This is a genomic window from Methylobacterium amylolyticum (genome assembly GCF_030700245.1).
Taxonomy (GTDB): domain Bacteria; phylum Pseudomonadota; class Alphaproteobacteria; order Rhizobiales; family Beijerinckiaceae; genus Methylobacterium.
In genome coordinates this window covers 23799-48228 of the sequence record NZ_JAUYZI010000002.1, presented here as the reverse complement: position 1 = coordinate 48228, position 24430 = coordinate 23799, and the positions used below count along the sequence as shown (strand labels likewise).

25 protein-coding genes are annotated in these 24430 nt (G+C 73.8%); 9 read left to right on the top strand and 16 right to left on the bottom strand.

From position 1 onward, the window contains the following. Nucleotides 1-3: 3 nt before the first annotated feature. The 9 genes from Q8W71_RS01970 to Q8W71_RS01930 form a co-directional block, all read right to left on the bottom strand. Nucleotides 4-603, bottom strand: coding sequence for an MxaK protein (locus tag Q8W71_RS01970; protein ID WP_305523633.1), 600 nt, complete (start codon nt 601-603; stop codon nt 4-6). Further along, nucleotides 600-1670 (bottom strand): vWA domain-containing protein, encoded by a 1071-nt coding sequence (locus Q8W71_RS01965; RefSeq protein ID WP_305523632.1) that lies wholly within the window; start codon nt 1668-1670, stop codon nt 600-602. Before Q8W71_RS01965 ends, Q8W71_RS01970 begins: the two co-directional genes overlap by 4 nt. A 1-nt stretch (nt 1671) precedes the next feature. Continuing rightward, nucleotides 1672-2592, bottom strand: coding sequence for a nonribosomal peptide synthetase MxaA (locus Q8W71_RS01960; RefSeq protein WP_305523631.1), 921 nt, complete (start codon nt 2590-2592; stop codon nt 1672-1674). Between the two features lie 2 nt (nt 2593-2594). Further along, on the bottom strand, nt 2595-3452 hold the full coding sequence (locus Q8W71_RS01955) for a DUF58 domain-containing protein (protein ID WP_305523630.1): 858 nt from the start codon (nt 3450-3452) through the stop codon (nt 2595-2597). Next, nucleotides 3449-4480: an AAA family ATPase gene (locus Q8W71_RS01950; RefSeq protein WP_305523629.1), complete on the bottom strand. Its 1032-nt coding sequence runs from the start codon at nt 4478-4480 to the stop codon at nt 3449-3451. Before Q8W71_RS01950 ends, Q8W71_RS01955 begins: the two co-directional genes overlap by 4 nt. Before the next feature lie 64 nt (nt 4481-4544). Beyond that, a complete protein-coding gene (locus Q8W71_RS01945; protein WP_305523628.1) occupies nt 4545-4835 on the bottom strand; it encodes a methanol dehydrogenase [cytochrome c] subunit in 291 nt (96 codons plus the stop codon). An 84-nt stretch (nt 4836-4919) separates the two neighbouring features. After that, entirely contained in the window at nt 4920-5513 is a 594-nt protein-coding gene (gene moxG, locus Q8W71_RS01940) for a cytochrome c(L), periplasmic (RefSeq protein ID WP_305523627.1), read from the bottom strand. Between the two features lie 47 nt (nt 5514-5560). Next, on the bottom strand, nt 5561-6460 hold the full coding sequence (gene moxJ / locus Q8W71_RS01935) for a methanol oxidation system protein MoxJ (RefSeq protein ID WP_305523626.1): 900 nt from the start codon (nt 6458-6460) through the stop codon (nt 5561-5563). A gap of 133 nt (nt 6461-6593) precedes the next feature. After that, nucleotides 6594-8483, bottom strand: coding sequence for a methanol/ethanol family PQQ-dependent dehydrogenase (locus Q8W71_RS01930; protein WP_305523846.1), 1890 nt, complete (start codon nt 8481-8483; stop codon nt 6594-6596). 345 nt (nt 8484-8828) lie between these two features. Here Q8W71_RS01930 and Q8W71_RS01925 point away from each other — a divergent pair, with 345 nt between their 5' ends. The 4 genes from Q8W71_RS01925 to Q8W71_RS01910 all read left to right on the top strand — a co-directional run bounded on the left by Q8W71_RS01925 (nt 8829) and on the right by Q8W71_RS01910 (nt 11908). Beyond that, a complete protein-coding gene (locus Q8W71_RS01925; RefSeq protein WP_305523625.1) occupies nt 8829-9701 on the top strand; it encodes a S1 family peptidase in 873 nt (290 codons plus the stop codon). Nucleotides 9702-9845: 144 nt separating this feature from the next. Next, nucleotides 9846-10280: a hypothetical protein gene (locus Q8W71_RS01920; protein WP_305523624.1), complete on the top strand. Its 435-nt coding sequence runs from the start codon at nt 9846-9848 to the stop codon at nt 10278-10280. A 191-nt stretch (nt 10281-10471) separates the two neighbouring features. Beyond that, nucleotides 10472-11539 carry a phosphoesterase gene (locus tag Q8W71_RS01915; protein ID WP_305523623.1) on the top strand — a complete coding sequence of 356 codons (1068 nt, stop codon included), beginning with the start codon at nt 10472-10474 and terminating at the stop codon, nt 11537-11539. Nucleotides 11540-11623: 84 nt separating this feature from the next. Further along, nucleotides 11624-11908 carry a hypothetical protein gene (locus Q8W71_RS01910; protein ID WP_305523622.1) on the top strand — a complete coding sequence of 95 codons (285 nt, stop codon included), beginning with the start codon at nt 11624-11626 and terminating at the stop codon, nt 11906-11908. 133 nt (nt 11909-12041) lie between these two features. Here the strand turns inward: Q8W71_RS01910 and Q8W71_RS32870 are convergent, their stop codons facing one another. Next, nucleotides 12042-12260 carry a GCG_CRPN prefix-to-repeats domain-containing protein gene (locus Q8W71_RS32870; RefSeq protein ID WP_370875316.1) on the bottom strand — a complete coding sequence of 73 codons (219 nt, stop codon included), beginning with the start codon at nt 12258-12260 and terminating at the stop codon, nt 12042-12044. Nucleotides 12261-12503: 243 nt separating this feature from the next. Here Q8W71_RS32870 and Q8W71_RS01905 point away from each other — a divergent pair, with 243 nt between their 5' ends. Together Q8W71_RS01905 and Q8W71_RS01900 are read left to right on the top strand one after the other, a co-directional pair. Further along, entirely contained in the window at nt 12504-12671 is a 168-nt protein-coding gene (locus tag Q8W71_RS01905; protein WP_305523621.1) for a hypothetical protein, read from the top strand. Between the two features lie 6 nt (nt 12672-12677). Further along, on the top strand, nt 12678-13184 hold the full coding sequence (locus Q8W71_RS01900) for a CinA family protein (RefSeq protein WP_305523620.1): 507 nt from the start codon (nt 12678-12680) through the stop codon (nt 13182-13184). 98 nt (nt 13185-13282) lie between these two features. Here the strand turns inward: Q8W71_RS01900 and rpmG are convergent, their stop codons facing one another. From rpmG to Q8W71_RS01870, 6 genes are all read right to left on the bottom strand, one after another. Continuing rightward, entirely contained in the window at nt 13283-13450 is a 168-nt protein-coding gene (gene rpmG / locus Q8W71_RS01895; RefSeq protein ID WP_109950145.1) for a 50S ribosomal protein L33, read from the bottom strand. A gap of 108 nt (nt 13451-13558) precedes the next feature. Further along, complete coding sequence (locus Q8W71_RS01890) at nt 13559-14683, bottom strand: MFS transporter (RefSeq protein WP_305523619.1); 1125 nt, start codon at nt 14681-14683, stop codon at nt 13559-13561. A 295-nt stretch (nt 14684-14978) separates the two neighbouring features. Then, complete coding sequence (locus tag Q8W71_RS01885) at nt 14979-15791, bottom strand: NUDIX hydrolase (RefSeq protein ID WP_370875315.1); 813 nt, start codon at nt 15789-15791, stop codon at nt 14979-14981. Next, complete coding sequence (locus Q8W71_RS01880) at nt 15742-16209, bottom strand: DUF983 domain-containing protein (RefSeq protein WP_305523618.1); 468 nt, start codon at nt 16207-16209, stop codon at nt 15742-15744. The genes Q8W71_RS01885 and Q8W71_RS01880 overlap by 50 nt, the downstream gene beginning before the upstream one ends. A gap of 23 nt (nt 16210-16232) precedes the next feature. Then, the gene (rnr, locus tag Q8W71_RS01875) at nt 16233-18548 is read right to left on the bottom strand and encodes a ribonuclease R (RefSeq protein WP_305523617.1); all 2316 of its coding nucleotides are present in this window, start codon (nt 18546-18548) and stop codon (nt 16233-16235) included. A gap of 174 nt (nt 18549-18722) precedes the next feature. Next, nucleotides 18723-19061 carry a hypothetical protein gene (locus Q8W71_RS01870; protein ID WP_305523616.1) on the bottom strand — a complete coding sequence of 113 codons (339 nt, stop codon included), beginning with the start codon at nt 19059-19061 and terminating at the stop codon, nt 18723-18725. A gap of 107 nt (nt 19062-19168) precedes the next feature. On the opposite strand from Q8W71_RS01870, the gene Q8W71_RS01865 reads away from it, so the two are divergent. The 3 genes from Q8W71_RS01865 (at nt 19169) to Q8W71_RS01855 (ending at nt 24430) form a co-directional block, all read left to right on the top strand. Continuing rightward, nucleotides 19169-22393, top strand: coding sequence for an FAD-binding and (Fe-S)-binding domain-containing protein (locus Q8W71_RS01865; RefSeq protein ID WP_305523615.1), 3225 nt, complete (start codon nt 19169-19171; stop codon nt 22391-22393). 53 nt (nt 22394-22446) lie between these two features. Beyond that, on the top strand, nt 22447-23322 hold the full coding sequence (locus Q8W71_RS01860) for a ketopantoate reductase family protein (protein WP_305523844.1): 876 nt from the start codon (nt 22447-22449) through the stop codon (nt 23320-23322). Between the two features lie 781 nt (nt 23323-24103). Further along, nucleotides 24104-24430, top strand: a complete 327-nt coding sequence (locus tag Q8W71_RS01855) for a hypothetical protein (RefSeq protein ID WP_305523614.1) — start codon at nt 24104-24106, stop codon at nt 24428-24430.

Here is a 24430-nt window from a genome sequence, read left to right as displayed (position 1 = left end):
CGCTCACGGTCCCCCCCTCGGCTGCCCGGGGATGTCCGTCCAGATCTGCTTGGGCTCGGCGCGCATCTCGTCGCCGCTGGTCCGGTCGAACTCGGGGAAGTCCCGGATCAGGCGGGAGGCGACGTCGAGGTTGAACTTCGCGTCCCAGAAGTCCGGGCGGTCGCGCAGCGCCCGGCGGTAGTCCTGGCGGGCGAGCGTGACCTGCGGACCGGCCTTGTCGAGGTCGCTCCGGGCGATGCGCGCGAAGGCGTCCCGGACCCGGGCGTTGGCCACGAGGTAGCGGGCGCGGGCGGCGGCCTCGGGCGCGGCCGCCCGGTCGAGGGCCGCCACTAGCGGCTCGGTCTCCTCCAGCCGGTCTCGGGCCGCCAGGAAGCGCACGCGCGCGACGAGGAGCGGGACGGGCGCGTCGGGGGCCACCGCCGCGTCCTCCCCGGCATCGAGCGCCGCGATCGTCCGGTTGGTCCGCTCCGCGCGCCACGCCGCGGCGCCGAAGCCGAGGGCGGCCAGGGCGAGCAGGATCGGCAGGACCAGGAGCAGGCTCGGCCGCGCGCGCCGCCACGCGCGGCGCAGGGGGGCGATGGGCGCATCGGCCGATCCCGTCATGCCGCCCTCCGGATCTGTTCCGCCGAGACCGGGCTCGCCCGCTCCACGGTGCGCCGGCGCGCGGAAAGGTCCGCCTCGGCGAGCGCCGCGAGGGCCAGCACGGCGAGGCCGAGGGCGGCCAGCGCGAGGCAGGCACCGGTCAGGTCGCGGCGCGGGCGCACCTCGGTGTAGGGGATCGGGTCGCGCTCCAGCGCCTCGATCCGCGCGATGGCGTCGGCCACCTGCTGCGGGCCCTCGGCCTCGAAGGCGCGGTAGGGCAGGCCGAGGCTCTTGAAGAACAGGTCGAGATGGCGCTCGGGGGCGGCCTGGGGCGTGTCCTCCCCCGGCGGCCGGTCGTAGATCGAGGGCGCGCCCTTGGTCCGCAGGAACAGCCAGTACAGGTTCGGGTGGATCCGCGCGAAGGCGGCGCGGAGCGCGTCCTGCATCCGCGGGTCGATCACGGCGGCGCCGTCGGAGATGAACAGCAGCACCCGCGAGACGCCGCTCTCGTCCCCGAACTGCGACAGCGCCATGCCGAGCCCGCGGGCGACGTTGGTGTAGTCGAGGCCCGGCCGGTCGGTCGCGGCGATGGCCGCGCGCACCGCGTCGTGCCGGTCGGTCATCGGCATCACCAGCATCGGCGCGGTCGAGAAGGCGGTCACCGCGAACAGGTCGTGGCTGCGCGCGCCGACGAAGCCCGCGAGCAGGCGCTTCGACGCCGCCGCCTTCGATTCCTCCGCCCCCGAGGGCTGCCGGCCGGCGAAGGTCTCGTTCATGCTGCCCGAGCGGTCGATCAGCATCGAGATCTGCGCGCCGACGCCGATGCGGGTGATGCGCTCCCCCGCCCGGTAGGGGCCCGCGAGCGCCAGGATCAGGCCGGCGAGCGCGAGGATGCCGGCCAGCGTCAGCGCCCGGGCGATCCAGCGGGAGACCGGATCCGGCGGCGCGGCCGAGAGCGCCGCCACCGCCGCCCGGCGCCGGCCGGAGGCCGCGAGCGGGAGCAGGGCCAGCGGCAGCAGCCACAGCGCCCAGGGGGACGCGGCGCCGAAGCCGGCGAGCCAGCCGGAGATCGCGGACCAAGCGCCCATCTCAGGCCGCCCGCTCGGCGGCGGCGAGGCGGCGCAGGCTCGCCTCGACCTCGGGCCGGGGCCACGCGGCGCTGGCCCCGGCCGCGTCGCGGCCGAAGAAGGCCCGGCGCGAGGCGGCGAAGAAGCGGGCGAGCGCCGCGCCCTCGCCCCGGAAGGCCGGGTGCCGGTCGAGGAAGGCGGGCAGGTCGTCGGCGAGCACCCGGCGGCCGTCGGTCTCGTCGAGGCCGCGGTGGACGAGGCGCAGGGCCTCGCGGTAGCCGCCCTCGCCGCCGCTCGCCCCGGCCCGGCCGAGCCGGCGCAGAGCCCGCGCGGCCCGCGCGAACGGGCGCCGCCGGCTGCGGCCGAACCACGCCCGGTCGTAGGCGAGGCCCGCCAGCGCCAGGGCGGCCAGCGCGAGGCAGGCGAGCGCCGCCCGGAGCCACGGCACCGGGTCGAGCCGGCCCCCGCGCCCGTCGGGGCGCAGGTACTCGGTCGGGTCGTCGCGCGCCGGCGGCTGGACCTCGCGCAGGGGCGAGACGCCGAGCGACCAGCCCGGGATCTCGGCCTTGGCGGAGGTGATGCCGCCCGGCGTCTCGCTCGCGAGCGTCACCGAAAATCCGGGCACGGTGAGCTGGCGGGCGTCGAGGGCGGCGTAGAAGGTCTGGTAGGTGAGGCGCAGGCGGACCCGACCGGGCGCCGCCTCGACCGCGACCCCGCGCAGGTCGAGCCAGTAGGTCACCGGCCCCGGCTGCGGCAGCGAGGCGCGCTGGAGGGTGAAGCCCGGGTCGACGGCGATGTCGGCCTGGGCCTCGACGAGGTCTCCGAGGAAGTAGCCGAAGGCGCGGGGGACGCGCACCTCCACCCCGCGCACCTGCGCGGCGGCCGTCCCGGCCGGGAGGGCGAGGAGGAGCGCGACCAGTAGGGGGATCGCCGGGCGCCGCATGGTCAGGTCGCCAGCAGGTGGCGGCTGAGGGCGTCCGCGTCGAAGCGGTCGACGAGGTGGAACGGCGCCCGCGCGCCCGCCGCGCCCGCGGCGCGGCGCAGCGCGTCCCGACGGGCGTGCTCGCGCGCGATCCAGCGGCGGCGCAGGGCGGGGCGCAGGAAAACGACGCGGCGGCCGCCCCCCTCTAGGTCGTCGAGTTCGGCCAAGCCCCAGTCCGGCAGGCCGGCATCCTCGGCGCTGTCGGCGAGCAGGACCGGCACGGTGTCGTGGAGCGCCAGCGCGGCGAAGACCCGGGCGACGAGGGGTTCCGGCCAGCGGAAGTCGGAGACGAGGAACACGAGCTTGGGCCGCCCGGCGAGCCGCCGGGCCGCGTCGAGCATGCCTTCGGCGCTGCGCGCCGCGCGCGGCGCATCGGCGAGGCGCGCCGCGGCGGCGAGCGCGGCGGCGCGGCGGCGGGTGGCGGGGAGGTAGAGGTCGGCGCGGATTGCCCGGTCGCAGCCGATCAGGCCGAAGCCGTCGCCGATCCGGGTCGCCGAGGCGGCGAGCCCGGCGCAGAGGTCGCGGGCGAGGTCGATCCGGTCGGCCGTGCCGCGAAAGCCCATCGAGGCCGACAGGTCGACGAGTGCCCAGACCTCGACCGGCGCGCGCGCCTCGAAGCGGCGCACGTGGACGCCCTCGAACGGGTCGCGCAGGGTGGCGCGCAGGTCGATGCGGCGGGCGTCCGGCAGGGCCAGGAACGGCACCTGATCGCGGAACGTCCCGAGCCCGCCCGGGTCGCGGCCGCGATGGGCGCCGGGGCGGCTGCCGCGCGGGCGCCACCGCGGCAGGTATACGATCTCCGCCGGGGGCGCGCCGGTCACGGGGCGGGCACCGTCTCGAACACCGCGCGGCACAGGGCCGGCACGATCTCCGCGCGGCGCATCTCGTGGATCGGCTCCAGGAAGACGCGGTGGGCCATCACCTCGGGGAAGACCGCGCGCACGTCCTCCGGCACGAGCCAGTCCCGGCCCTCCAGCCACGCCCGGACGCGCGCGGCCCGCACGAGGTAGCTCAGGCCCCGCGGCGAGGCCCCCCCCTGGACGAGCCCGGCCATCTCGACGCCGGGGAGCCGGATGCCGGCCGCCTCCGGGCGCACCAGCGCGTCCCACAGGGCGACCACGTAGGTCTCGATCTCGGGGGCCGCCTGGATCGCGTGCTGGATCGACGCGCCGATGCCGCCGATCGCGGCGTGGTCGAGGACGCCCTCGGCCACGGTCCCGATCAGCCGGTCGGTGTCGTGGAAGCGCGGGTCGAACACCAGGGCGCGGCGCGATTCGGGATCGCGCGGCGCCTCCAGGCCGATCTCCATCAGGAAGCGGTCTCGGGCGGCGGCCGGCAGCTCGAAGGTCTCCTCGCGCTCGACGCGGTTGCGGTCGGCGAAGACCTGGAGGTTCGGGAAGTGGTAGTCCCGCTCGAAGGCGGTGACGGTGCGCTCGGCCATGAGGCGCAGGAGCAGGGCGTGGACCTGCGGGCGGGCGCGGTTGATCTCGTTGAAGAAGAACACCGACAGGTCCTCGGCCCGGCGCAGCACCGGGCCGGGCTCGACCCGGGGGCGCCCGTCCTCCCCGAGGAAGGTGTGGTAGATCAGGTCGGTCGGCATCAGGTCGACCGTGCCCTCGACCCGCTCGTAGGCACCGCCGAGCGCCCGCGCCACCGCCCGCAGCAGGGTGGTCTTGCCGACGCCGACGTCGCCTTCCAGCATGACGTGGCCGCGGGCGAAGATCGCGATCGTGACGAGGCGGATGGCCCGGGCTTGGCCGACGACGGCCTTGGCGACCTCGGCCTCGAAGCGGCCGGCCGCGGCGCGCCAGTCGGTGAGCATGGCGTCGCCGGAGCGAAGGGTGTTCATGAACCTGACCTGAGGCGTGAGCGCGGGACGTCCCGGCCGGGCCCGTCCGGGCCCGGCCGTCGCGTCAGTTCGCCGAGATCTTGCTCACGTCGTACTCGAACTTGCCGGTCTTCTTGGCGTTCTCGATCCGCGCCTTGTTGCGCTCTTCCATCTGCTTGATCGAGTCGGCCTGCTTGTTGAGTTCCTTCGGATCGTGCTTCGGGTCGTACTTCGAGCCCGCGATCTTCTCGGGGAAGCCGGGCTTGGGCTGCCAGCAATTGCCCGGGGCCTTGCAGGTCTGCCCGTCATAGGCCAGGGCCGGGGCCGCCAGGATCGTCCCCGCGGCCAGGGCGGCCGCCGCGATGGTCATGCGCATCTCACACTCCTCAACGTTCTCTCCCCAGGGCGGCCGGTCGGGCCGTTCGTCCGCGCGCCGTGACGCGCGGCTCCGCCTGGACGCTCACTCCGGCAGCGGCTTGCACTGGCCGGGCGCGTCCTTGGCGAAGGTCTCGCCTTCCTTGTAGGGCTTGTAGGTCTTCTTCTGGTCGTCGTTGAGCCAGACCGCGTCCTTGACCGGCCCCGTGTAGAGATGCCGGATCCAGGCGACGACCTGGAGCACCTCGTCGGGGGTCAGATTCTCGTTGTGCGGGCCCATCATCCCGTTGGCGCCGCCCCAGATCGTCGAGAACAGCCCGGTATCCTCGGTGTTGGCCGGATACGTCCAGTAATTGTCGTTGAGGCCCGGACCGAGCTTGCCCTCGGCGAGATGCCCGTGGCAGCCGGAGCAGGAGGTCGCGTACAGGCTCTCGCCGTTCCTCAGGCAGGCCTTGTCGTCGATGTAGATGTTCTTTCCCGTCTGGAAGAAGGTCTTCACCGCCTCGGTATCGCGGCCGCCGGGCTTGCCCTCGGCGGTGTCGAGGGTCTCGCCGGTCACGGTGTTGCGGAAGACGATGCCGGTCTGCGGACCGGCCTGCGGCTGGGCGAGGACCGCCCCGCCGGCCGCCGCGGTCGCGACGCCGAGGCCGAGCGCGAGTAGGGATTTGGCGTTTCTCATATGAGGACTTTGGGTTCTCCGAGTGTGTCCTTCGTCCGCGGACGGGCTCAGTTGGTGGCGACCGGCACGCCGTCCTGCTTGAGGATCGCCTCGATCTGCGGCCGGGCCTTCGCGATGCCGGCGTCGAGGGCCTCGCGCAGGGCCGCGTCGTCCTTGCGCACGCCCATCGACTGGTCGAACATCTGCGGCATCTTGCGGCCGTCGCTGCTCACCGTGTCGTTCGGCACCAGCGTCATGCGCAGCGGCACCGCCGAGTCCTTGACGTAGCGGGCGACGTCCGGCGCGAAGGCGACGCCGACATCCGCCTTGTCGTTGGCGACCTCGCTGACGAGGCGGCCCGGGTCGATCTGGGTGTACTGGTTGCGCGGCGCGCGGAAGTTCACCAGCGAGTAGAGGTAGGCCATGTCCTCCTCGTAGCGGCCGATGTCCTTGAGCATCGCCTCGCCGGGCGAGCCGAACGGCACCACCATGTGGTCGACGGTCTTCAGCCGCGGGTCGGTCCAGGACTTCACGTCGAGGTCCTTGTCGGCGCGGGTGATGAACACGTAGCCGCTGCGGTAGTACGGCTTCGTCACGAGGACGCGCGGGTCGTCGCTGTCGAGGCCCACGACCACGTCGCAGGCCCGCTTCTCCAGGCCGTCGCGGACGAGGTAGATCGCGGGCTTGTCGAGCCAGACGAAGACCGGCTTCCGGCCCATCGCCTCCGCCACGGCCGCGGCGATGCGGTTCTCCAGGCCCGACCCGTCGCGCATCGAGAGCGGCGGCTGCTTGGCGGAGGCGCAGATCCGCAGGCTGGACGGGTCCGGCGCCGGGGCGGCGGAGGGCGCGGCCGGATTCGATTGGATGGCCTGGGCCTCGGATTCCTGGGCGCGGGCGGGGCCGGCGGCCAGGGCGAGGAGGGCTGCGGCGCAGGTCGCCGCGCGAAGGAACCCGCCGGAGAGCGGCATGCGTTTCGATCCCTGATGCTTTTCTGATCTTGCCCGTGGGTCCGGGCGGTCGCGCCCGGCGCGGCGACCCGGACGCGTCGGTCCGATAATCCCGCCGGCTCGGCGCCGGCGGGATCGCGGGGTTAGGCCACGCCTACTTCTTGGCCTGCTGCTCGTACTCGCCGACGTTCGGGTCGTCGTAGGGACCCTTGCCGTCCAGCGAGAACACGATCACGCCGCCGCCCATCTGGGTGTAGTTGGCGAGCTTCTTGAAGGCGCCCACCGCGCCGAGGCCGGCGGTCGGGTCCTGCAGGTCGAACACGAGGCCCACGCCCGGCCAGCCGCCGACGCCGTAGTTGATGGCGACGTACTGCGTGCCCTTGTGGGTGTAGGTGATCGGGTAGCCGATCGCCCCGGACGGCAGCTTGAACTTCCAGAGCAGGTCGCCGTTGTCGGAGTCGCGGGCCTTGATGAAGCCGTCCAGCGTTCCGTAGAGCACGATGTTGCCGGCTGTGGCCGTCGTGCCGCCCCAGACCGCGAAGCGCTCCATCTTCTCCCAGTTGAACTTGCCGGTGATGGCGTTGTAGCTCTTGATCTGGCCGAGGCCCTCGTAGTTCTGCCGGTCACCCTTCGGGCCCGGATACATGTTCAGCGTCGCGCCGACGAAGAACTGACCCGCCCGGTAGGGCAGCATGAAGGGCTCCCAATCCATGCAGATGTGGTTGATGCCCATGAAGAAGGCTTCACGCTTCGGGTCGTAAGAATCGTGGCCCTGGTTGTGGTAGCCCATCGCCGAGGGACAGATGTCCTTGGCGAGGTGATCCATGCGAGTGCCGTACTCGGGATCGCGCACCGGCGTGCCGGTCTTGAGATCCACCGACTTGAACACGTTGACCGTGTCGTCGATCTTGTTGGCCGTGATCAGCGAGCCGTCGGTCCGGTCGAGCGTGTAGACGATGCCGTTGCGGTCGGGGTGGGTGAGGAGCTTCCTCATCTTCCCGTCCTTGTCCTTCTGCTCGGACAGCATCATCACGTTGACGCCGGCGTAGTCCCACTCGTCGTGCGGGGTCTTCTGGTAGCCGAAATGGGCCGCGCCGGTATCGGCGTCGCGGCCGAAGATCGTCATCGTCCACTTGTTGTCGCCCGGACGCATGGTCTCGTTCCACGGCGCCGGGTTGCCGGTGCCGAAGTAGATCATGTTCGTGCCGGGGTCGTAGGCGTACCAGCCCCAGTTGGTGCCGCCGCCGATCTTCCAGGCATCGCCCTCCCAGGTCGCCGTGCCGAGGCCCTTCTGGCCGTAATGGGCGTTCTTGATGTTGAAGTCGTCGGCGAGCAGCAGGTCCTTGTCGGGCCCGGTCGCGTAGGCGCGCCACACCTGGGCGCCGGTCTTCACGTCGTAGGCGGTGAGGTAGCCGCGCACGCCGAGCTCGGCGCCGGACGAGCCGATGATCACCTTGTCCTTGACGACGTAGGGGGCGATGGTCAGCGTCGAGCCGACCTTGATGTCTGAGTTCTCGACCTTCCACACCGTCTCGCCGGTGTTGGCGTTGAGCGCGGCGACGTTGCCGTCGAGCAGGGTCTTCAGGATCAGCGGCGGGGTCTTGCCGTCCCCGGGCCAGTAGGCGAGGCCGCGGTTGACGAGATCGCAGCAGGCGACCGAGCGCGCGGCCGGGTTCTGCTTGGGCTTGTCCTGCCACAGGATCTTGCCCGGATCGTCGAGATCGAGGGCGAAGGTGTAGTTCGGGAACGAGGTGTGGACGTACATCTTGTTGTCCACCACCAGCGGCGCGCCCTCGTGGCCGTTCAGGAGGCCGGTCGAGAACGTCCAGGCCGGCTTGAGCTGCTTGACGTTGCTCTTGTTGACCTGGGTCAGCTCGCTGTAATTGTTCGAGTCGTAGTTCTTCCCTGGCATAATCCAGTTTTCGTCGCTCTTCGACATCTGGTCGAGCTTGTCGTTGGCGGACGCCATGCTCGCCAGTCCGACCGGCGCCATCGCCAGGATCGCCAGGGTCGAGACCGAACGCGTGAGCCTTCTCGTCCTCATCATGCATCTCCTCGCCGGGCCGCCCCGCCTTCCGGCCTCGCGGCAATTGTGTTTTTGCGGTGCGAGATAATCGTCAGTCTAACTCGCCGGTCGATCATCCTTTGCAAAGAACATCGCAGTGCGATTCCCTTATAAAAGACTTATTACGACCGTTCACGCTTGTCAGTTGTACCGGCGTGTCCATCGGAATGTCTCTAGGATAGCGGACATTTGTTGACGGGATGATTCGGCAAGTTGTGATGGCGGGGATGGAAGCGCCGCCCCGTTGCTTGACCGGCGGTGACCCGGCGCGCAGGAATGGGGTGCAACCGGTGCTCGGAACACCGGATCACTCCGGGGCACGCGATGGGATGCGGGGGGGCGTGGCGGCCGGGACGACGGACCTCTCCGGGCCGGGCCGCGGCCCTGCTCGCCCTGCTGGCCGCCATCGCCCCGGGGTCCATCGCCCCGGGGTCCATCGCCGCGGCCGAGCCAGGCCGGCTCGCGGCCCTCTACCCGCGCGACGGACGGCGCGACCTGACGGGGCCGGATCTCGACCGGTACAAGGGCGCGGGCGTGCTCTGGTGCCGGCGGACGGACGGCGTGCCGCAGAAGGCGGCCGCGGCGTGGCTCGTGGCGGATCCCTCGACGGTGGTCCTGAACGCCCACAACTTCCGGGACCGCCGGCTGGAGGTCACGCGGTCGGTCGCGGACTGCTACTTCCAGATCGGCGGGCGCAACTACGATTTCGCGCCCGACAGCCTCCGTCTCGGCGTCGCGTCCGGCGCGCAGAACCTGCACATCACCGACGACTGGGCGATCCTGCGGCTCGCGCAGCCCGCCGACGCCGCCCCGCAGCCGCTCTACGATGCCTCCGCCCTGCCGACGGGCGACGTGGCGCTGCCCGTCACCATGGTCTCGCCCGCCGGCCACGAGAACTATCGCGGGCCCAGCAGCCTCGAATCCTGCACGATCCGCCGGATCGACCCGCCGAGCGAGGGCGGCATCCGCCGGGCGCGCCACGATTGCAACGACGGCTACGGCGGATCCGGCTCGGGCCTGTTCGACGAGGCCGGGCGGCTCATCGCGATGCAGAGCGCCTCGTCGGTGATGAACGCCAAGAACGCCTACGACGCCGAGTTCCACCACGGCTCGGCGCTGCTCATCGAGGGCGATCTCCGTGCGGCGCTGCTCCGGGAGGTGCCCGCCGGCGGCGCGCCTGCCGGCCGGACGCCCTGACCTGCGCCTGCGGCTCTCGGCCGCGTCCCTCCCGGCCGCAGTTCGGGTCCGCGGCCGCCCGAACGGGCGGCGCGCGGGGTAAGAGACCGGCGCCGCTCCGCCCTTCCCCGGAGGCATCGGGCGGTCCGAGCCGGACCCGGTAGGATGAGCGCGCGATCCCTCGATCTCGACCGGTTCAGGAAGTGCGCGGCGCTGATGCGCGGCGGGGCGACGGCGGGCGAGCGCGCGGCCGGCGAGGCCGCGGCGCGGCGCATGGCCGCGGCGGCCGGCCTGACCCTGGGGGAAGCGCTGGGGCTCGGCGACGGCGCGCCCCCGCGGGCGGCATCCCGGCCCTCACCGCGGCGGCCGGCGCCGCACGCACCGCCGCCGATGCGGGCCGGACCGGTCACCGTCGAGGAACTGATCGCCGAGAAGGCCCGGCAGCAGGACTGGCTGAAGCGCAAGGCCGCGCGTGAGGCGCGGCGCCTGCGGGCGGCCTACGCGCAGCAGGAGGCGGTGAGCGCCGCGCTGCGCGCGGAGCAGGCCCGGAAGGATCGCGCGTGGGCCGAGGCGCGCGGGCGCGAGCCGGCCGGAACGTGACACGGTGTCCGGCACGCGCTGCGGGGCTGACCGCCGACCCTGCGCGGCCGAGAGCGCCGCCGTGCGACATCCCGGAGCGCCGTCAGGACCGGGGCACGGCAACCCGCCCGCGCGAACGGTCGTTGCCCGGCGCCATCTGGAGCAGCGTCCATGCCCGAGACCGCGTGCAGCCCGACGACCGGAGAGCGGCGATGACCGACCTCGCCGCGCACGGGGCCGCCTTCGCCGCTTCCGTAGCCCGGTTCGGCCGGAGCCCTCCGGCGGTGCTGTGCCACGACGACGCCGACGGCCTGTCGGCCGGCGCGCTCTTCGCCCGCGCCTTCGCGCGCGCCGGGCGCGGCCCCGCCCACGTCCGGGTGATCGGCCGCGGCGAGTCCGCGTGGTCGCCGGCCGTGCGGACGGAACTGGCGGCGCTGGCGCCCGGCGGGATCGTGGTGACCGATCTCGGCGTGCAGGCCGGCGCCGTGCTGCCCGGCGTGCCGACGATCCTCGTCGACCACCACGTGCCGCGGTCCGGGCCGGACGCGTCCGAGGCCGTCGTCATCAGCGGCCACGCGGATGCGCCGATCCCCACCTCCAGCCTGCTCGCCCACGCCTGCGCCGCGGCGCTGGGCGAGGCAGACGACCTCGCGTGGCTCGCGGGCATCGGCCTCGTCGGCGATCTCGGCGAGCGCGGCGCGGGGGCCGACTTCCCCGAATTCATGGCGCCGCTGCGCAAGGCCTACACCGCCAAGGCGCTGCGCGAGGCCGTGAGCCTCGTCAACGCGCCCCGCCGCTCGGCCTCCGGCGATGCCGGCCCGGCCCTGCGCCTGCTGCTGCGCGCGGGCGGCCCGGCGGACATCGTCGCCGGCACCGACCCGGACGCGGAGGCCCTGCGCGCGGGCCGCGCCGAGGTGAGGAGCGCCCTCGACGCGGCCCGCGCGGTGCCGCCGCTGTTCGCCGGGCCCGTGGCGCTGCTGCGCTGCGACTCGCCGTGCCAGATCCACCCGCTCGTCGCGCAATCCTGGACGCACCGCCTGCGCCGGCAGGTGGTGATCGCCGCCAATGCCGGCTTCCGCGCGGGCTACGTCCATTTCGCCGCGCGCAGCGCCGGGGTGCCCGACCTGATCACCTTCCTGGAAGAGCGCGCCCCGCCGCTCGGGCCGGACGACCAGTTCGCGCAGGGCCACCGCCGCGCGACCGGCGGGCAGGTCCGGGTCGAGACCTGGAACCGGTTCGCGGACAGCCTCGGGTTCGGCCCCGAGGCGCGGGTCCTGTGACCGTCCGTGGCGGGAGAGATCTCATCACGACGCGGTGATCGCCGCCGTCACGCCGCCGCCCGTATCGTCGGGCCCTGTGGGGGGATGCGCCTCGTCCTCGCCGCCGCCCTCGGGCTCGCCACCCTCGCCGCCGCCCGCGGCGCGGAAACGCGCCTGGACGGGCCGGTGACCGGCGGCTCGTTCGGCATGGGCGGCTCGGACTATTACGGCTACGTGCGCTCGCGGATGCCCTACACCGGGGAGCAGGCGCCGCAGCCGATCGGCGTGGCCGAGATCGAGCGCCACCGCGCGGTGCGCCGGGCGCGGGCGGCCGCCGAAGCCAGGGCGGTTCGGCGCGGAAAGCCGCGCGGGGCGGATGCGGGCGAGTGACGCGCGCCGGTGATGCCTGCGCCTCCGGCGGGAGGCGCGCGGCCGGAGCGCGGGGCATCGGCCGATCCGGCCGTCCCCCGCGATCGGTTGTCCGTTCGACGCGCCGGGTCGAGCGCCGGCCGTCCGCGCCGGTTCAGAAGCAGCGCATGGTCCCGTTCGGCATCCGGACGGCGCGACGCCCGCGGTTCCGGAGACACCACGACTCGTTCTGGCCGCCGAAGACGCAGACGCCATACGCGTTGCGGTGACCGTTCCGGCCGCAACCGCCCAGCGCGGAGGCCGGTGTCGAGACCGACGTCAGGGTCGCGACGAAGACGATGGCGCCGAGGGCACCCGCTGCCAGGAATTTCATGACCGTCCCCATTGCTGCGCCGCCAGGACCGGCGGCAGCGCCATGCTAGGGGAGCGATCCTCACGGACGGTACTGCACGCGGGCGCGACGGGCTTCATCCCCGGAGAATCTGTCATCGCGGTTAGCGACCGCCCATGGCCGCCGGGCCGCTCCGCGCCCGGCCCGGCCGGTGCGCCGGATCCAAGCGCGGGAACACGGGCGCCCGACCGGATTTGGCCCTGCGCGAGAGCGAGGAGAGCAGTCATGACCTGCGCCGACACGCCGATGCCCGGCGAGGACCCGGGTGCGCTGATCGAGGACGAGGATCGCCTCGACGAGATCGAGCCGCCACCGAAGGACGGGCGGTCCGGGCCACCGGCGCCCGTCGAGGAGGTGCCGGGCGCCCTCGACGCGGAACGGCAGCGGAGCTGAGGGCGCATGCAAGCCCTGCTGTCGCGGGCCGCGGATCTCGCGGCGCTGCTGAGCGCCCGGGGCGAGACCGTCGCCGTGGCCGAATCCGCCTCGGGCGGCCTCGTCTCCGCCGCACTGCTCGCGGTGCCGGGCGCGAGCGCGTACTATCTCGGCGGCGCGGTGGTCTACACGGCCTCCGCCCGGGCGGCGCTCCTGGGCCTCGGCGCGGCGGAGATGGCGGGCCTGCGCTCCGCCTCGGAACCCTACGCCCTGCTCCTCGCCCGCACGGTCCGCGAACGCCACGGCGCGACCTGGGGGCTCGCCGAGACCGGCGCGGCCGGCCCGAGCGGCAACCGCTACGGCGATGCCGCCGGGCACGCGTGCCTCGCGGTGAGCGGCCCGGTCGAGCGGGTGGTCACGCTGGAGACCGGGGCCGCGGATCGCGCCGCGAACATGCGCGCCTTCGCAGCCGCGCTGCTGGAACGGTTCGGCGAGGCCCTGGCCGCCGCGCCGCCGGCCGGACCGTCCGGCTGATCCTGCCGGCGCGCTCCGCGATCCCGGACATACGAAGAAAGCCGCCCCATCGCTGGAGCGGCTCTCAGGATCCCGGCGATGGCGTGAAGCGCGGTCGCTTACTTGATCTTGGCTTCCTTGAAGTCGACGTGCTTGCGCGCGACCGGGTCGTACTTGCGCATCGTCAGCTTCTCGGTCTGCGTCCGGGAGTTCTTCTTGGTGACGTAGAAGTAGCCGGTGTCGGCAGTCGAGACGAGCTTGATCTTGACGGTGACGGCCTTGGCCATGGCGCGGTGCTCCTCGTGGGGGTCGGCATTCCGCGGGCGCGAAACGCAAAAGGCCGGGCACGCCCGGCCGAAACTCGGGCGGGTCCATGCCCGATCGGGTCGGGGAGGTCAAGGCCGCGACCGCCCGGCGGCGGCCAGCAGGGCGGCGTAGGCCAGGAACAGGCCGAGGAGGCTCAGGGCGAAGCCGTCCGGGGGCAGGAGGTCGAGGCCGCCGCCGATCAGCGGCGGGCCCAGCATCAGGCCGACATTGTAGAGCACGACGAAGGCGGCGTTGGCGCCCGCCAGATCCGCCGCGGGGACGCGCGCGCCCAAGGCCGCGAGGCCGACGGTGTAGAGCGTCCCCGCGAGGCCGCCCCACAGGACCAGCACCGCGGCGAGCCCCGCCCCCGATCCCGCGACGAGCGGGATCAGGCCCGAGCCGAGCGCGCCGCCGAGGCTGGCGACCAGCAGCACCCGGTTCCGGTCGAACCGGTCGGCGAGCCAGCCGAACGGGATCTGGAACAGGATGTTGCCGAGCGCCACGAGGCTGACGAGGCCCGCCGCCCCCTGCGCCTCGTAGCCGAGCCGCAGGCCGTAGAGCGGCAGGATCGCGAAGATCCCGGTCTCGACGGCACCGTAGGTGAGCGCAGCCCCGAGCGCGACGGGGGCGAGCCGCAGGTATCCGGTGAGCCGCCGTCCGGCGCCGTGCTCCACGCGCGGCGAGAGCCCGCGGGCGAGCAGCACCGGCAGGGCGCCCAGGAGCACCAGCCCCGCCCCCGCGGCGTAGGGCAGCAGCCCCTCCGTCCCGACGACCGCCAGCAGCGCCGGCCCCACCGCGAAGCCGGCGGCCAGCACGGTGGCGTAGATCCCCATCACGAGGCCGCGGCGCTCGGGGGGCGCGGCGGCGCTGATCCAGTATTCCGACAGGACGAACAGCGCGCCGAGCGCGGCCGAGAACACGAAGCGCAGGGGGAACCACGGCGCGATCCCCGGCAGGAGCGGGAAGGCGACGAGGCCGCAAGCCGCCACCGCCAGGGACAGGCAGAGCAGCGGCACCACCCCGAGCCGGGCGGCGAGCCGCGGCACGTACGGCACCGCGACGATGCTCGCGAGGCCGGCCACCGCGGTGTTGAGGCCGATCAGGGTGCTCGACGCCCCGCGCCGCTCCATCTCGATCGAGAGCAGCGGGATCGACAGGCTCAGCCCGATCCCCACCACCGCGACGCAGGCGATGGCCGCGGTGATCGCGGCCACCCGTTCCCGCCCGGCCGACGTGTCGTCTCGACCCCGTCCGTCACGGTCCACGACAGAGCGGTTTGGTCGCCGGGCCGGACCTCCCGTCCGCGCCCTCATCCTGAGGCGGCGTCGCGCAGCGTCGCCCTCGAAGGAGGGCTCCAGATGTCGCCGCGATCCCTGGAGCCCTCCTTCGAGGGCCGCTGGCGCGGCCACCTCAGGATGAGGGGGATGGGCGGGAGCCGCGACACCCGGTGCAGACCTGTCGTGTCCCGTGCCCGTCCGGCGTCGTGTTCCGGTAAACTCCTGAGAAAACTCATAAAAAAACGCGTTCGCGGCGGCCGTAGCGCTCGTAGTGGAACGGGATCGGACGGTGGGGCGCGAAGTCGACGGCGATCTGCGCCTCCAGCTCGTCGAGGATCGCGCGGGTGATGTAGGGCAGGTCGAGCTTGCGCGCCGCGTCGAGGCGGACCCAGGCGAGTTCGGTGAACTCGGTGTCGGCGCTGACCCGGCCCGGCTCCTCGGCGGCGACCATGGTCCGGTCGACCGCGAAGAAGCGGGTGTCGAAGCGGCGCACGCGCTTGGGCGGCGTGATCGCGCGGGCCACGACGTGCAGGGCCTCCAGGTCCGGCAGGACGCCGTGCGCGGCAAACGCCTCCCAGCCGGCGGGCACCGTCTCGGGGCCGCCGTGTTCCGTGGTGCCGAGCAGCAGGCCGGTCTCCTCGTAGGTCTCGCGGATCGCGGCGAGCGCGAGGGCGCGGCCGAGATGGTGCGGCGGGCGGGAGACCTGCCGGGCGAGCGCGGCCTCGGCGTAGTCGGGCAGCGCGCCAGCGACCGGCATGGTGCGGTCGCCGAGCTCGATCCGGCCACCGGGGAAGACGAACTGGCCCGGCATGAAGGCGAGCCGCGCGTTGCGCCGGCCCATCAGCACCTTCGGGCCGCCGCGGCCGCGCCGGTCGAGCACGATCATCGTCGCGGCGTCGCGCGGGCGCAGCCGCGCCGCCTTCGCCGGGCTCGCCTTGAAGGGCAAATCTTGGACGGGCGTATCCGCGGCGGGCGCGGCGTCCGGGGCCCTGCGCTCAGGCTCGGTCGAGGCGCTCGACTCCGGCTGGGGCGAGGGGCGATTCACGGCGGGTGTCCTCCGGCCCCGGCGCGGGGCGGCCCCGCGGTAGCGCGGCGAAGCCGTGCATGCCAAGGGCGTATTGCAGCCCGACGACGGCGCCCTTGACCGGTTGCAGCAGGGCGAGCGCCAGGACGAGGGTGAAGAGCGGCCACACGCCGATCTCGACCCAGAGCGGCACCTCGTAGGCGCTCTCCGTCTCCAGGATCAGGTAGCCGACGACGTGGGCGACCACGAAGATCACCACGTAGGGCGGCAGGTCGTCGGCCCGGTGGTGGTGCAGCTCCAGGCCGCAGGCCTCGCAGGTCGGCCGCACTTTGAGGAAGCGGCCGAACACCTTGCCCTCGCCGCAATGCGGGCAGCGGCCGAGGAAGCCGCGGGCCATCGCGCGGATCAGGCCGGTGCGGACGGGAGGCTCGCCTGTCATGCCCCCTCCCTACACCACCCGCGTCAGCGGCGGGAGCCGCGGTGGCGCGTGCCGGTGTTGCGGATGCCGGGGGGGCGGCCCGGTGCCGCGGCCTTGAACGGTTGCCCGCCGGGCTTCTTGCCGGGCGCCTTGCCGGGCCGCGCCCCGGCCCGGGTGCGCCCCTCGCTCAGGAGCTCGAAGCGCAGCGCGCCGGCGACCGGCGCCGCCTCGACGAGGCGCACCTCCACCGGGTCGCCGAGGCGGAAGGTCTCGCCGGTGCGCTCGCCGACCAGGGCGTGGCGGCCCTCCTCGTGGCGGAAATAGTCGGCGCCGAGCTGCGAGACCGGCACGAAGCCGTCGGCGCCGGTCTCGGCGAGCTTGATGAACAGGCCGGCGCGGGTCACCCCGGCGATCTGGCCCGCGAAGGTCGCCCCGATCCGGTCGGCGAGGTGGGCGGCGATCAGCCTGTCGATCGTCTCGCGCTCGGCCGCCATCGCCCGGCGCTCGGCCGCCGAGATGGTCTCGCCGATCTGCGCGAGCTCCCCCACCGAGGTGTCGGGCAGGCCGCCCGGCCCGAGCCGGCAGGCGGTCACCAGCGCCCGGTGGACGATCAGGTCGGCGTAGCGGCGGATCGGCGAGGTGAAGTGGGCGTAGCGGCGCAGGTTCAGCCCGAAATGCCCGAGGTTCTCCGCCGCGTAGACGGCCTGGGCCTGCGAGCGCAGCACCACCTCGTTGATGAAGGTCGCGTGCTCGGTGCCCTCCACCGCGCGCAGGATGCGGTTGAACAGGTCGGGGCGAAGCGCCCCCTCCTTCGGCAGCTTGACGCCCACCGAGGCCAGCACCTCGCCGAGAACCCGCATCTTCTCCAGCGCCGGCTCGTCGTGGACGCGGTAGATCAGCACGTGGCGCGCCGCCTCCAGGGTCTCGGCCGCGGCGACGTTGGCCTGGATCATGAACTCCTCGATCAGCCGGTGCGCGTCGAGGCGCTCCGGCACGATCACCCGGTCGACCTGACCGTCGGGCGTCAGCAGCACCTTGCGCTCGGGCAGGTCGAGGGCGAGCGGCCCGCGCCGGTCGCGGGCGGTCTTCAGGGCGGCGTAGGCCGCCCAGAGCGGGCGGAGCGCCGGCTCGAGGAGCGGGCCGGTCGCGTCGTCCGGCCGGCCGTCGATCGCGGCCTGTGCTTGGCTGTAGGACAGCTTGGCGCGGGAGCGCATCATCACCCGGTGGACGCTGTGGCCGCGCTTCACCCCGTCGGCGGCGACCGTCATGCGCACGGCGATGGCCGGGCGGTCCTCGCCCTCGCGCAGGGAGCACAGGTCGTTGGAGATGCGCTCGGGCAGCATCGGCACCACCCGGTCGGGGAAGTAGACCGAGTTGCCGCGCTCCAGCGCCTCGCGGTCGAGATTGGAGCCGGGGCGGACATAGGCCGACACATCGGCGATGGCGACGGTGACGACGAAGCCTCCCGGGTTCTTCGGGTCGGGATCGGCCTCGGCCATCACCGCGTCGTCGTGGTCCTTGGCGTCCGGCGGGTCGATGGTGAGGAGCGGGCGGTCCCGCCAGTCCTCGCGGCCCTTCAGCGTCGCGGGCTCGACCGCGTCGGCCTCGGCGAGCGTCGCCTCGGAGAAGACGTGCGGGATGTTGTGGAGGTGCAGCGCGATCAGGCTCACCGCCTTCTCGGAGCCCAGGCTCCCCAGGCGCTCGCGCACCCGGCCGCGGGGCAGGCCGAAGCGGGTCTCGCGCTCCAGGCTGACGCTGACGAGGTCGCCGTCGCGGGCCTCCCCCTCCTCGCCCGGCGGGATCAGGATCTCGCGGCCCTGCGCGCGCTTCTCCACCGGCACGATCCGGCCGCCCTGCGCGCCGGCCCGGTAGACGCCGATGATCTCCGCCCGGTTCTTGCCGATCACCTTGATGACGCAGCCGGTATAGCCCTCGCCATCGCGCTCGACCCGAACCAGCGCCCGGTCGCCGATGCCCGGCGCCGGGCGGGCGGCCTTGCGCGAGCCCCGCGGCGGCTGCAGCACGATCGCCGGTGGCTTGCCCTCACCGTTCCACTCGACGGGAAAAGCCAAAAAGTCGCCGTGGCGGTCGCGGGAGCGGATGTCGGCGAGCACCACCGGCGGCAGCCGGCCGGAGGACGCGAGCCCGCCGCGGCCGCGCTCCAGCGCGCCCTCCTCCTCGATCGCCTTGAGCAACTGCTTCAGCTCGATCTTGGCGGCGCCCTTGATGCCGAACGCCTTGGCGATCTCGCGCTTGCCGACCCGCTCCTTCGCCTCCGAGACGAAGGCGAGAACCTGCTCGCGGGTGGGAAGGGGCGGGGGGAGGGCGGGCGCCGGCTTGGCGCTGATGCGTCGGGCCAAAAGAGAGCGTGCCGTATTCGTCCGTCGGGCCGCGGATGCGGACCCGTATCCGTGCAAGATGGGGGCGGCTCCCGCCCGCGGCAACGCCGTAACCGCGCCGCTCAACAGGCGTTTCCCCCCTCTGCCCATCACCCCCTGGACGATCCCGATCGCCCCGCGGGCCGCGCGGCGCGGTCAGCCCGTCGAGGCCGACTTGCGGATGCGCTCCACCGCGCGGTCCACGTCGAGGCCGGGCGCCAGGAGTTCGGCAAGCGTGAACGGGCAGGCGCGGGGCAGGGTGAGGTTGACCTGCCCCGCTTCAGCGGCCAGCTCCGGGGTCTCGGCCTCCCGGATCGCCAGGGTCCAGGCGCCGTCGACCCGGACCGAGTCCGGCGCCGGCGGATCCCCCGACAGGTCGGCCAGCTTTTCCCGGCCGGCGTCGCGGCAGGCGAGGCTCGCGCGGTCGTCGGACAGCAGGGCCGCCTTGATCAGTTCGGCCAGGGCGTCCCTGACCCGCTCGACGCTCGCGTTCATCGCCGTCCGTGGGTTCCGTTGCATACGGGCGGACTTGGCAAGGCCCGTGCCGGGCGCGGCGGCGCGGCCGGTGGTCCCCAGTGCGGCGCCGGGTGTAGAACGCCGGGATGATCCCGGTCCTGACCCGCACCTCCGAGGCCGTGCCGCTCTACGCCGCCTTCTGCGCGGAACTGACCGCGCGCGGTTTCGCGGGCGACCTGTCGCTGACCCCCGCCGACCGGACGGTGTTCTCGACCGACAACTCGATCTACCAGGTCGAGCCCGAGGCGGTGGCCTTCCCGAAGACCCGCGACGACCTCGTGCGGATCGCCCGCCTGCTCGACGACCCGCGCTTCGCCGAAGTCACCCTGCGCCCCCGCGGCGGCGGCACCGGCACCAACGGCCAGTCGCTCGGCCGCGGTCTCGTGGTCGATTGCTCGCGGCACATGAACCGCGTGCTGGAGATCGACGTCGCAAACCGGACCGCCCGCGTCGAGCCCGGCGTGGTCAAGGACCAGCTCAACCGCGAACTGGCCAAGCACGGCCTGTTCTTCGCCCCCGAGCTGTCGACCTCGAATCGGGCGACGATCGGGGGCATGATCTCCACCGACGCCTGTGGCCAGGGCTCGTGCCTGTACGGCAAGACCCGCGACCACGTGCTGGCGCTGACCTGCGTGCTCGCGGACGGCACGGTCTGGGAGATGGCGCCCCTCGATGAGGCGGAACTGGCCGCGGCCAAGGCGCGGCCGGACCGGGTGGGCGCGATCCACCGGGCGGTGGACGCGGTCGTCACCGAGAACGCGGCGCTGATCGCCGAGCGCTTCCCCAAGCTCAACCGGTGTCTCACCGGCTACGACTTGGCCCACCTGCGCGATGCCTCCGGCCGGTTCGACCTGAAGAGCGTGGTCTGCGGCTCGGAGGGCACGCTGGCGCTGATCGCCGAGGCGAGGCTCAACGTCCTGCCGATCCCGGCCCACGCCGCGCTGGTCAACATCCGCTACGACAGCTTCGACGCGGCGCTCCGCGACGCCCGGGCGCTGGTGGCGGTCGAGCCCGCCTCGATCGAGACCGTCGACTCGCGCGTCCTGGAGCTCGCCCGCGGCGACGGCGTCTGGCACGAGGTCAGCGCCTACTTCCCCGACGACGCGGAAGGGCCGGCCGCGGGCGTCAACCTCGTCGAGGTGCTGGCCGAGACGCCCGCCAACCTCGAAGCCCGGCTCGCAGCGGTGACCAGCCTGCTCGACCGCGAGGGCCGCAGCGGCGGCCGGCGCGGCTACACCGTCGCCCGCGAGGCGGCGGCCGATCCAATGACGCCGGGCGGCGAGGCCGCCCGCGCGTTCGGCGCGGGCGCGCAGGGAAGCCAGCGGCTCGCCGAGGACGGCGACGAGGCAGAGGGCGACGGCGTGCGGCTCGCGCCCCCGGAGGCGGTCGACGCGGTCACCCGCATCTGGGGCATGCGCAAGAAGGCGGTGGGGCTGCTCGGCAACATGAAGGGCGACGCCCGGCCGATCGCCTTCGTCGAGGACACCGCCGTCCCGCCGGAGCACCTCGCCGACTACATCGCCGAGTTCCGCGCGGCGCTCGACCGGCGGGGCCTCGTCTACGGCATGTTCGGCCACGTCGATGCCGGCGTGCTGCACGTGCGGCCCGCCCTCGACATGAAGGCCCCGGGCGCCGAGGCGACGGTCCGCGCGGTCACCGAGGAGGTGGTGGCGCTGACGCAGAAGTACGGCGGCCTGCTCTGGGGCGAGCACGGCAAGGGCGTGCGCTCGGAATTCGTGCCGGCGGTGTTCGGGCCGCTCTACCCCGCGCTCCAGGCGATCAAGGCCGCCTTCGACCCGAGCGACCGGCTCAATCCGGGCAAGATCGCTGCGCCCGAGGACGGCCGGCTCATGTCGGTCGACGGCGTGCCGACCAAGGGGCAGGCGGACCGCGCCATCCCGGCATCGACCCGCGCGGCCTTCGACGAGGCGCTGCACTGCAACGGCAACGGCGCCTGCTACACCTACGACCCGGACGAGGCGATGTGCCCGTCCTGGAAGGCGACCCGGGAGCGGCGGCACTCGCCGAAGGGCCGCGCCTCGCTGCTGCGCGAGTGGCTGCGGCTCGCCGCGGCCAGCGGCGTCGACCCGGCCGCGGACCTGAGGCGGCAGCGGGCGAGCTGGCTGCGCGACGTGGCCCTGAGCCTGCGGCCGGCCCCGCGCGACCGGCAGGATGTCTCCCACGGGGTCCAAGACTTCTCCCACGCAGTCAAGGAGGCGATGGACGGCTGCCTCGCCTGCAAGTCCTGCACGGGCTCCTGCCCGATCAAGGTCGACGTGCCGAGCTTCCGCGCCAAGTTCCTGGCGCTCTACCACCAGCGCTATCCGCGCCCCTGGAAGGATCACGCGGTCGCCGCGCTGGAGCCGCTGCTGCCGCTCGCCGCCCGCGCCCCGCGCCTCGGCAACGCGCTGCTCGCCAACCCCGCCGCGCGGGCGCTGCTCGCCCGGCTCGGGCTGGTCGAGATCCCGGCGCTCTCGACCTTCGATCTCGCGGGGGCCCTCCGCCGGCTCGGCGTCGCCGCGGCCACGCCGGAGGCGTTGCGCGCCCTCGACCCGGCGGCCCGAAAGAGATCCGTGGTGGTGGTGCAGGACGCCTTCACCACGCATTTCGAGGCCGAGCTGGTCGCCGACCTGTGCGCGCTGCTGGTGGAGCTCGGCTTCCGGCCCTGGCTCGCCCCCTACCGGCCGAACGGCAAGCCGCTGCACGTCCACGGCTTCCTCGCCCGGTTCAATCGTGTCGCGGGGGCGAACGCCGCGGGCCTGCGGGCGCTCGCCGACACCGGCGTGCCGCTCGTCGGCCTCGACCCGTCGATGACGCTGACCTACCGCTCGGACTACGCGGGCGCGCTGACGGCGGCGGCGGTGCCGCGGGTGCAGCTCGTGCAGGAATGGCTCTCGGGAAACCTCGACGCGATCGCGCCGCGGCAGGGCGGCCGTCGCTTCCGGCTCCTGCCCCACTGCACCGAGCGCACCAACGCGCCGGGGGCGGTCAAGGACTGGCAGGCGCTGTTCGCCCATCTCGGGCTGCGGCTCGACGTGCCGGCCTCGGGCTGCTGCGGCATGGCCGGCACCTACGGCCACGAGGCGGCGCACCGCGCCACGTCCGAGGTCATCTATGGCCAGAGCTGGGCGCGGCACGTGGCGGGGGCGGGCGACGGGGCGCTGCTGGCCGACGGCTATTCCTGCCGCAGCCAGGTCAAGCTCGTCGACGGCGTGCGCCTGCGCCACCCCGTCCAGGCCCTGCTGGCGCATGTCCGCGCCGCGGGCGCCGCCCCGTTCCACCCCGCACAGGCGGCCGCCGCACAGCCATGACCGACGCTTCTCGACACGAGACTCCCCAGCCCGAGACTCGCCGCGTCGCCGTGATGGGGGCCGGCGCGGTCGGCTGCTACTACGGCTTCCGGCTCGCCCGGGCCGGGCACCCCGTGACCCTGATCGGCCGGCCGGCCCTGGTGGAGGCGGCCGCGGACGGTCTCGTCCTGGAGACGGGCGGAGGCCGCGCCGCGGTGCCGGTGACGGCCACCGCCGAGGCGGCGGGCGTCGCCGGGGCCGACCTCGTGCTGGTCTGCGTGAAGTCCACCGACACGGAGGCGGCGGGCCGCGCCATCGCCCCGCACCTCGCCCCGGGGGCCGCCGTGCTCAGCCTCCAGAACGGCGTCGACAACGCCGCGCGCCTCGGGGCGGTGATCGGCCGGCCGGTGGTCCCGGTGGCGGTCTACGTCGCCGTGGAGATGGCCGGGCCGGCCCATGTCCGCCACCACGGCCGCGGCGACCTGATCCTCGGGGCCGGGGAGCCCGGGGCGCGCGCGGCCGCGATCCTCGCGGCGGCGGGGGTGGACGCGGCCGTCTCCGAGCGCGCCATGGAGGCGCTGTGGGGCAAGCTCGTGGTCAACTGCGCCTGGAACGCGCTCTCGGCGCTCACCCAGTTCTCCTACGGCCGGCTGCTCGACGGGGCGGGGGTGCGCGAGGCGATGGCCGACGCGGTCGCCGAGTGCGTCGCCGTGGCCCGGGCCGACGGCGTCGCCGTCCCCGGCGACATCCTGGAGACGGTGTACGGCATCGGCGCCGCCATGCCCGACCAGCGCTCCTCCACCGCCCAGGATCTCGGCCGCGGCCGGCGCAGCGAGATCGACCATCTCAACGGCTACGTCGTGCGCCGGGGCGCGGCGCACGGGATCCCGACCCCGGTCAACCGGCTGCTTCACACCTTGGTGAGGCTGGCCGAGGCCGGGCGCGGCTGACCGGCGGGTCGAAACAAGGCCCTTGCCAGCGCCGCGGGACGGTCCTAGCCTCCTCCCATCGACGCCCGGGGACGGGCGCCGGCCGGAGAGAAGGAGGGCCGCCATGCAGCGTCAGGGCCGTAGCTTCCGATCGACACGTGCCGCCGACGGGGACGGGGACACGCCGCCCAACCACCACCCGCAGGGGTAGTGACCCGCCGGGCGACGGACGGTCGAGATCTTCCGAGGCCGAGGCCACCGGGATCGGCACATCTCCCGTCGGATCGACGCGTGTGGACCCTGCATCAAGCCCGTCGGCTCGCGTCGGCGGGCTTTCTCGTGTCCGGGGGCGGCGCCGCCGGAACGCTTCGCCGCCGCGCGCGAGGACGAGGGCCGGCCGCGGCGAACCCTTCGACAAGCAGGTTTCGCCGAAGTGGTCGCCGGTTCGGCGTCGAAAACCTGCGATCCCTCAAGGATCTAAGCGGGTGAAACGTTGGCGTGCCCACGGTACACGACAGTTCGGCGTTTGCGCCGGCCGATCCCACCAACCCCCTCATCCTGAGGTGCCCCTTGCCTCGGCAAGGGGCCTCGAAGGAGCCCTCCAGCCAGCCGCGCGATCCCTGGAGGTCTCCTTCGAGGCCCGCTGACGCGGGCACCTCAGGATGAGGGACAGGGTCGGAAACGCCCCTCGGCTCGCCGCGTCGTGGACCGTGTGGCACGCCGACGCGAACCTGCTTAGAGACCCGATCGGCTCGGCGTCCCCGGACACGCGGCAGTAACCCGAATCGGCGATGAATCGCCCATGCGGACACCGACGCTCTGTCTCCTGATGGTCCTGGCCGGTCCGGCCGCCGCCGCGCCGACCAACCTGACCGGCCTGGAGACGGCGTGGCACGCCTGCCTGCGCGAGTCCTACGCCCACCAGCCGCCGCATCAGAGCCGGGCCGGCAGCGAGCGCAACGCCCTCGACGAGTGCCGCGGGCACGAGGACGCCTACGTGGCCGCGATCATGGCGGCGCGCGCGGAGGGAGACCGGCCGTTCTCGGCCCAGGCGCGGGCCTGGGCGGCCTCGGTCGCCGCCTACGTCTGGGATCCGGTCACCGCCTGGATCGCCGCCCTGCGGCGCTGA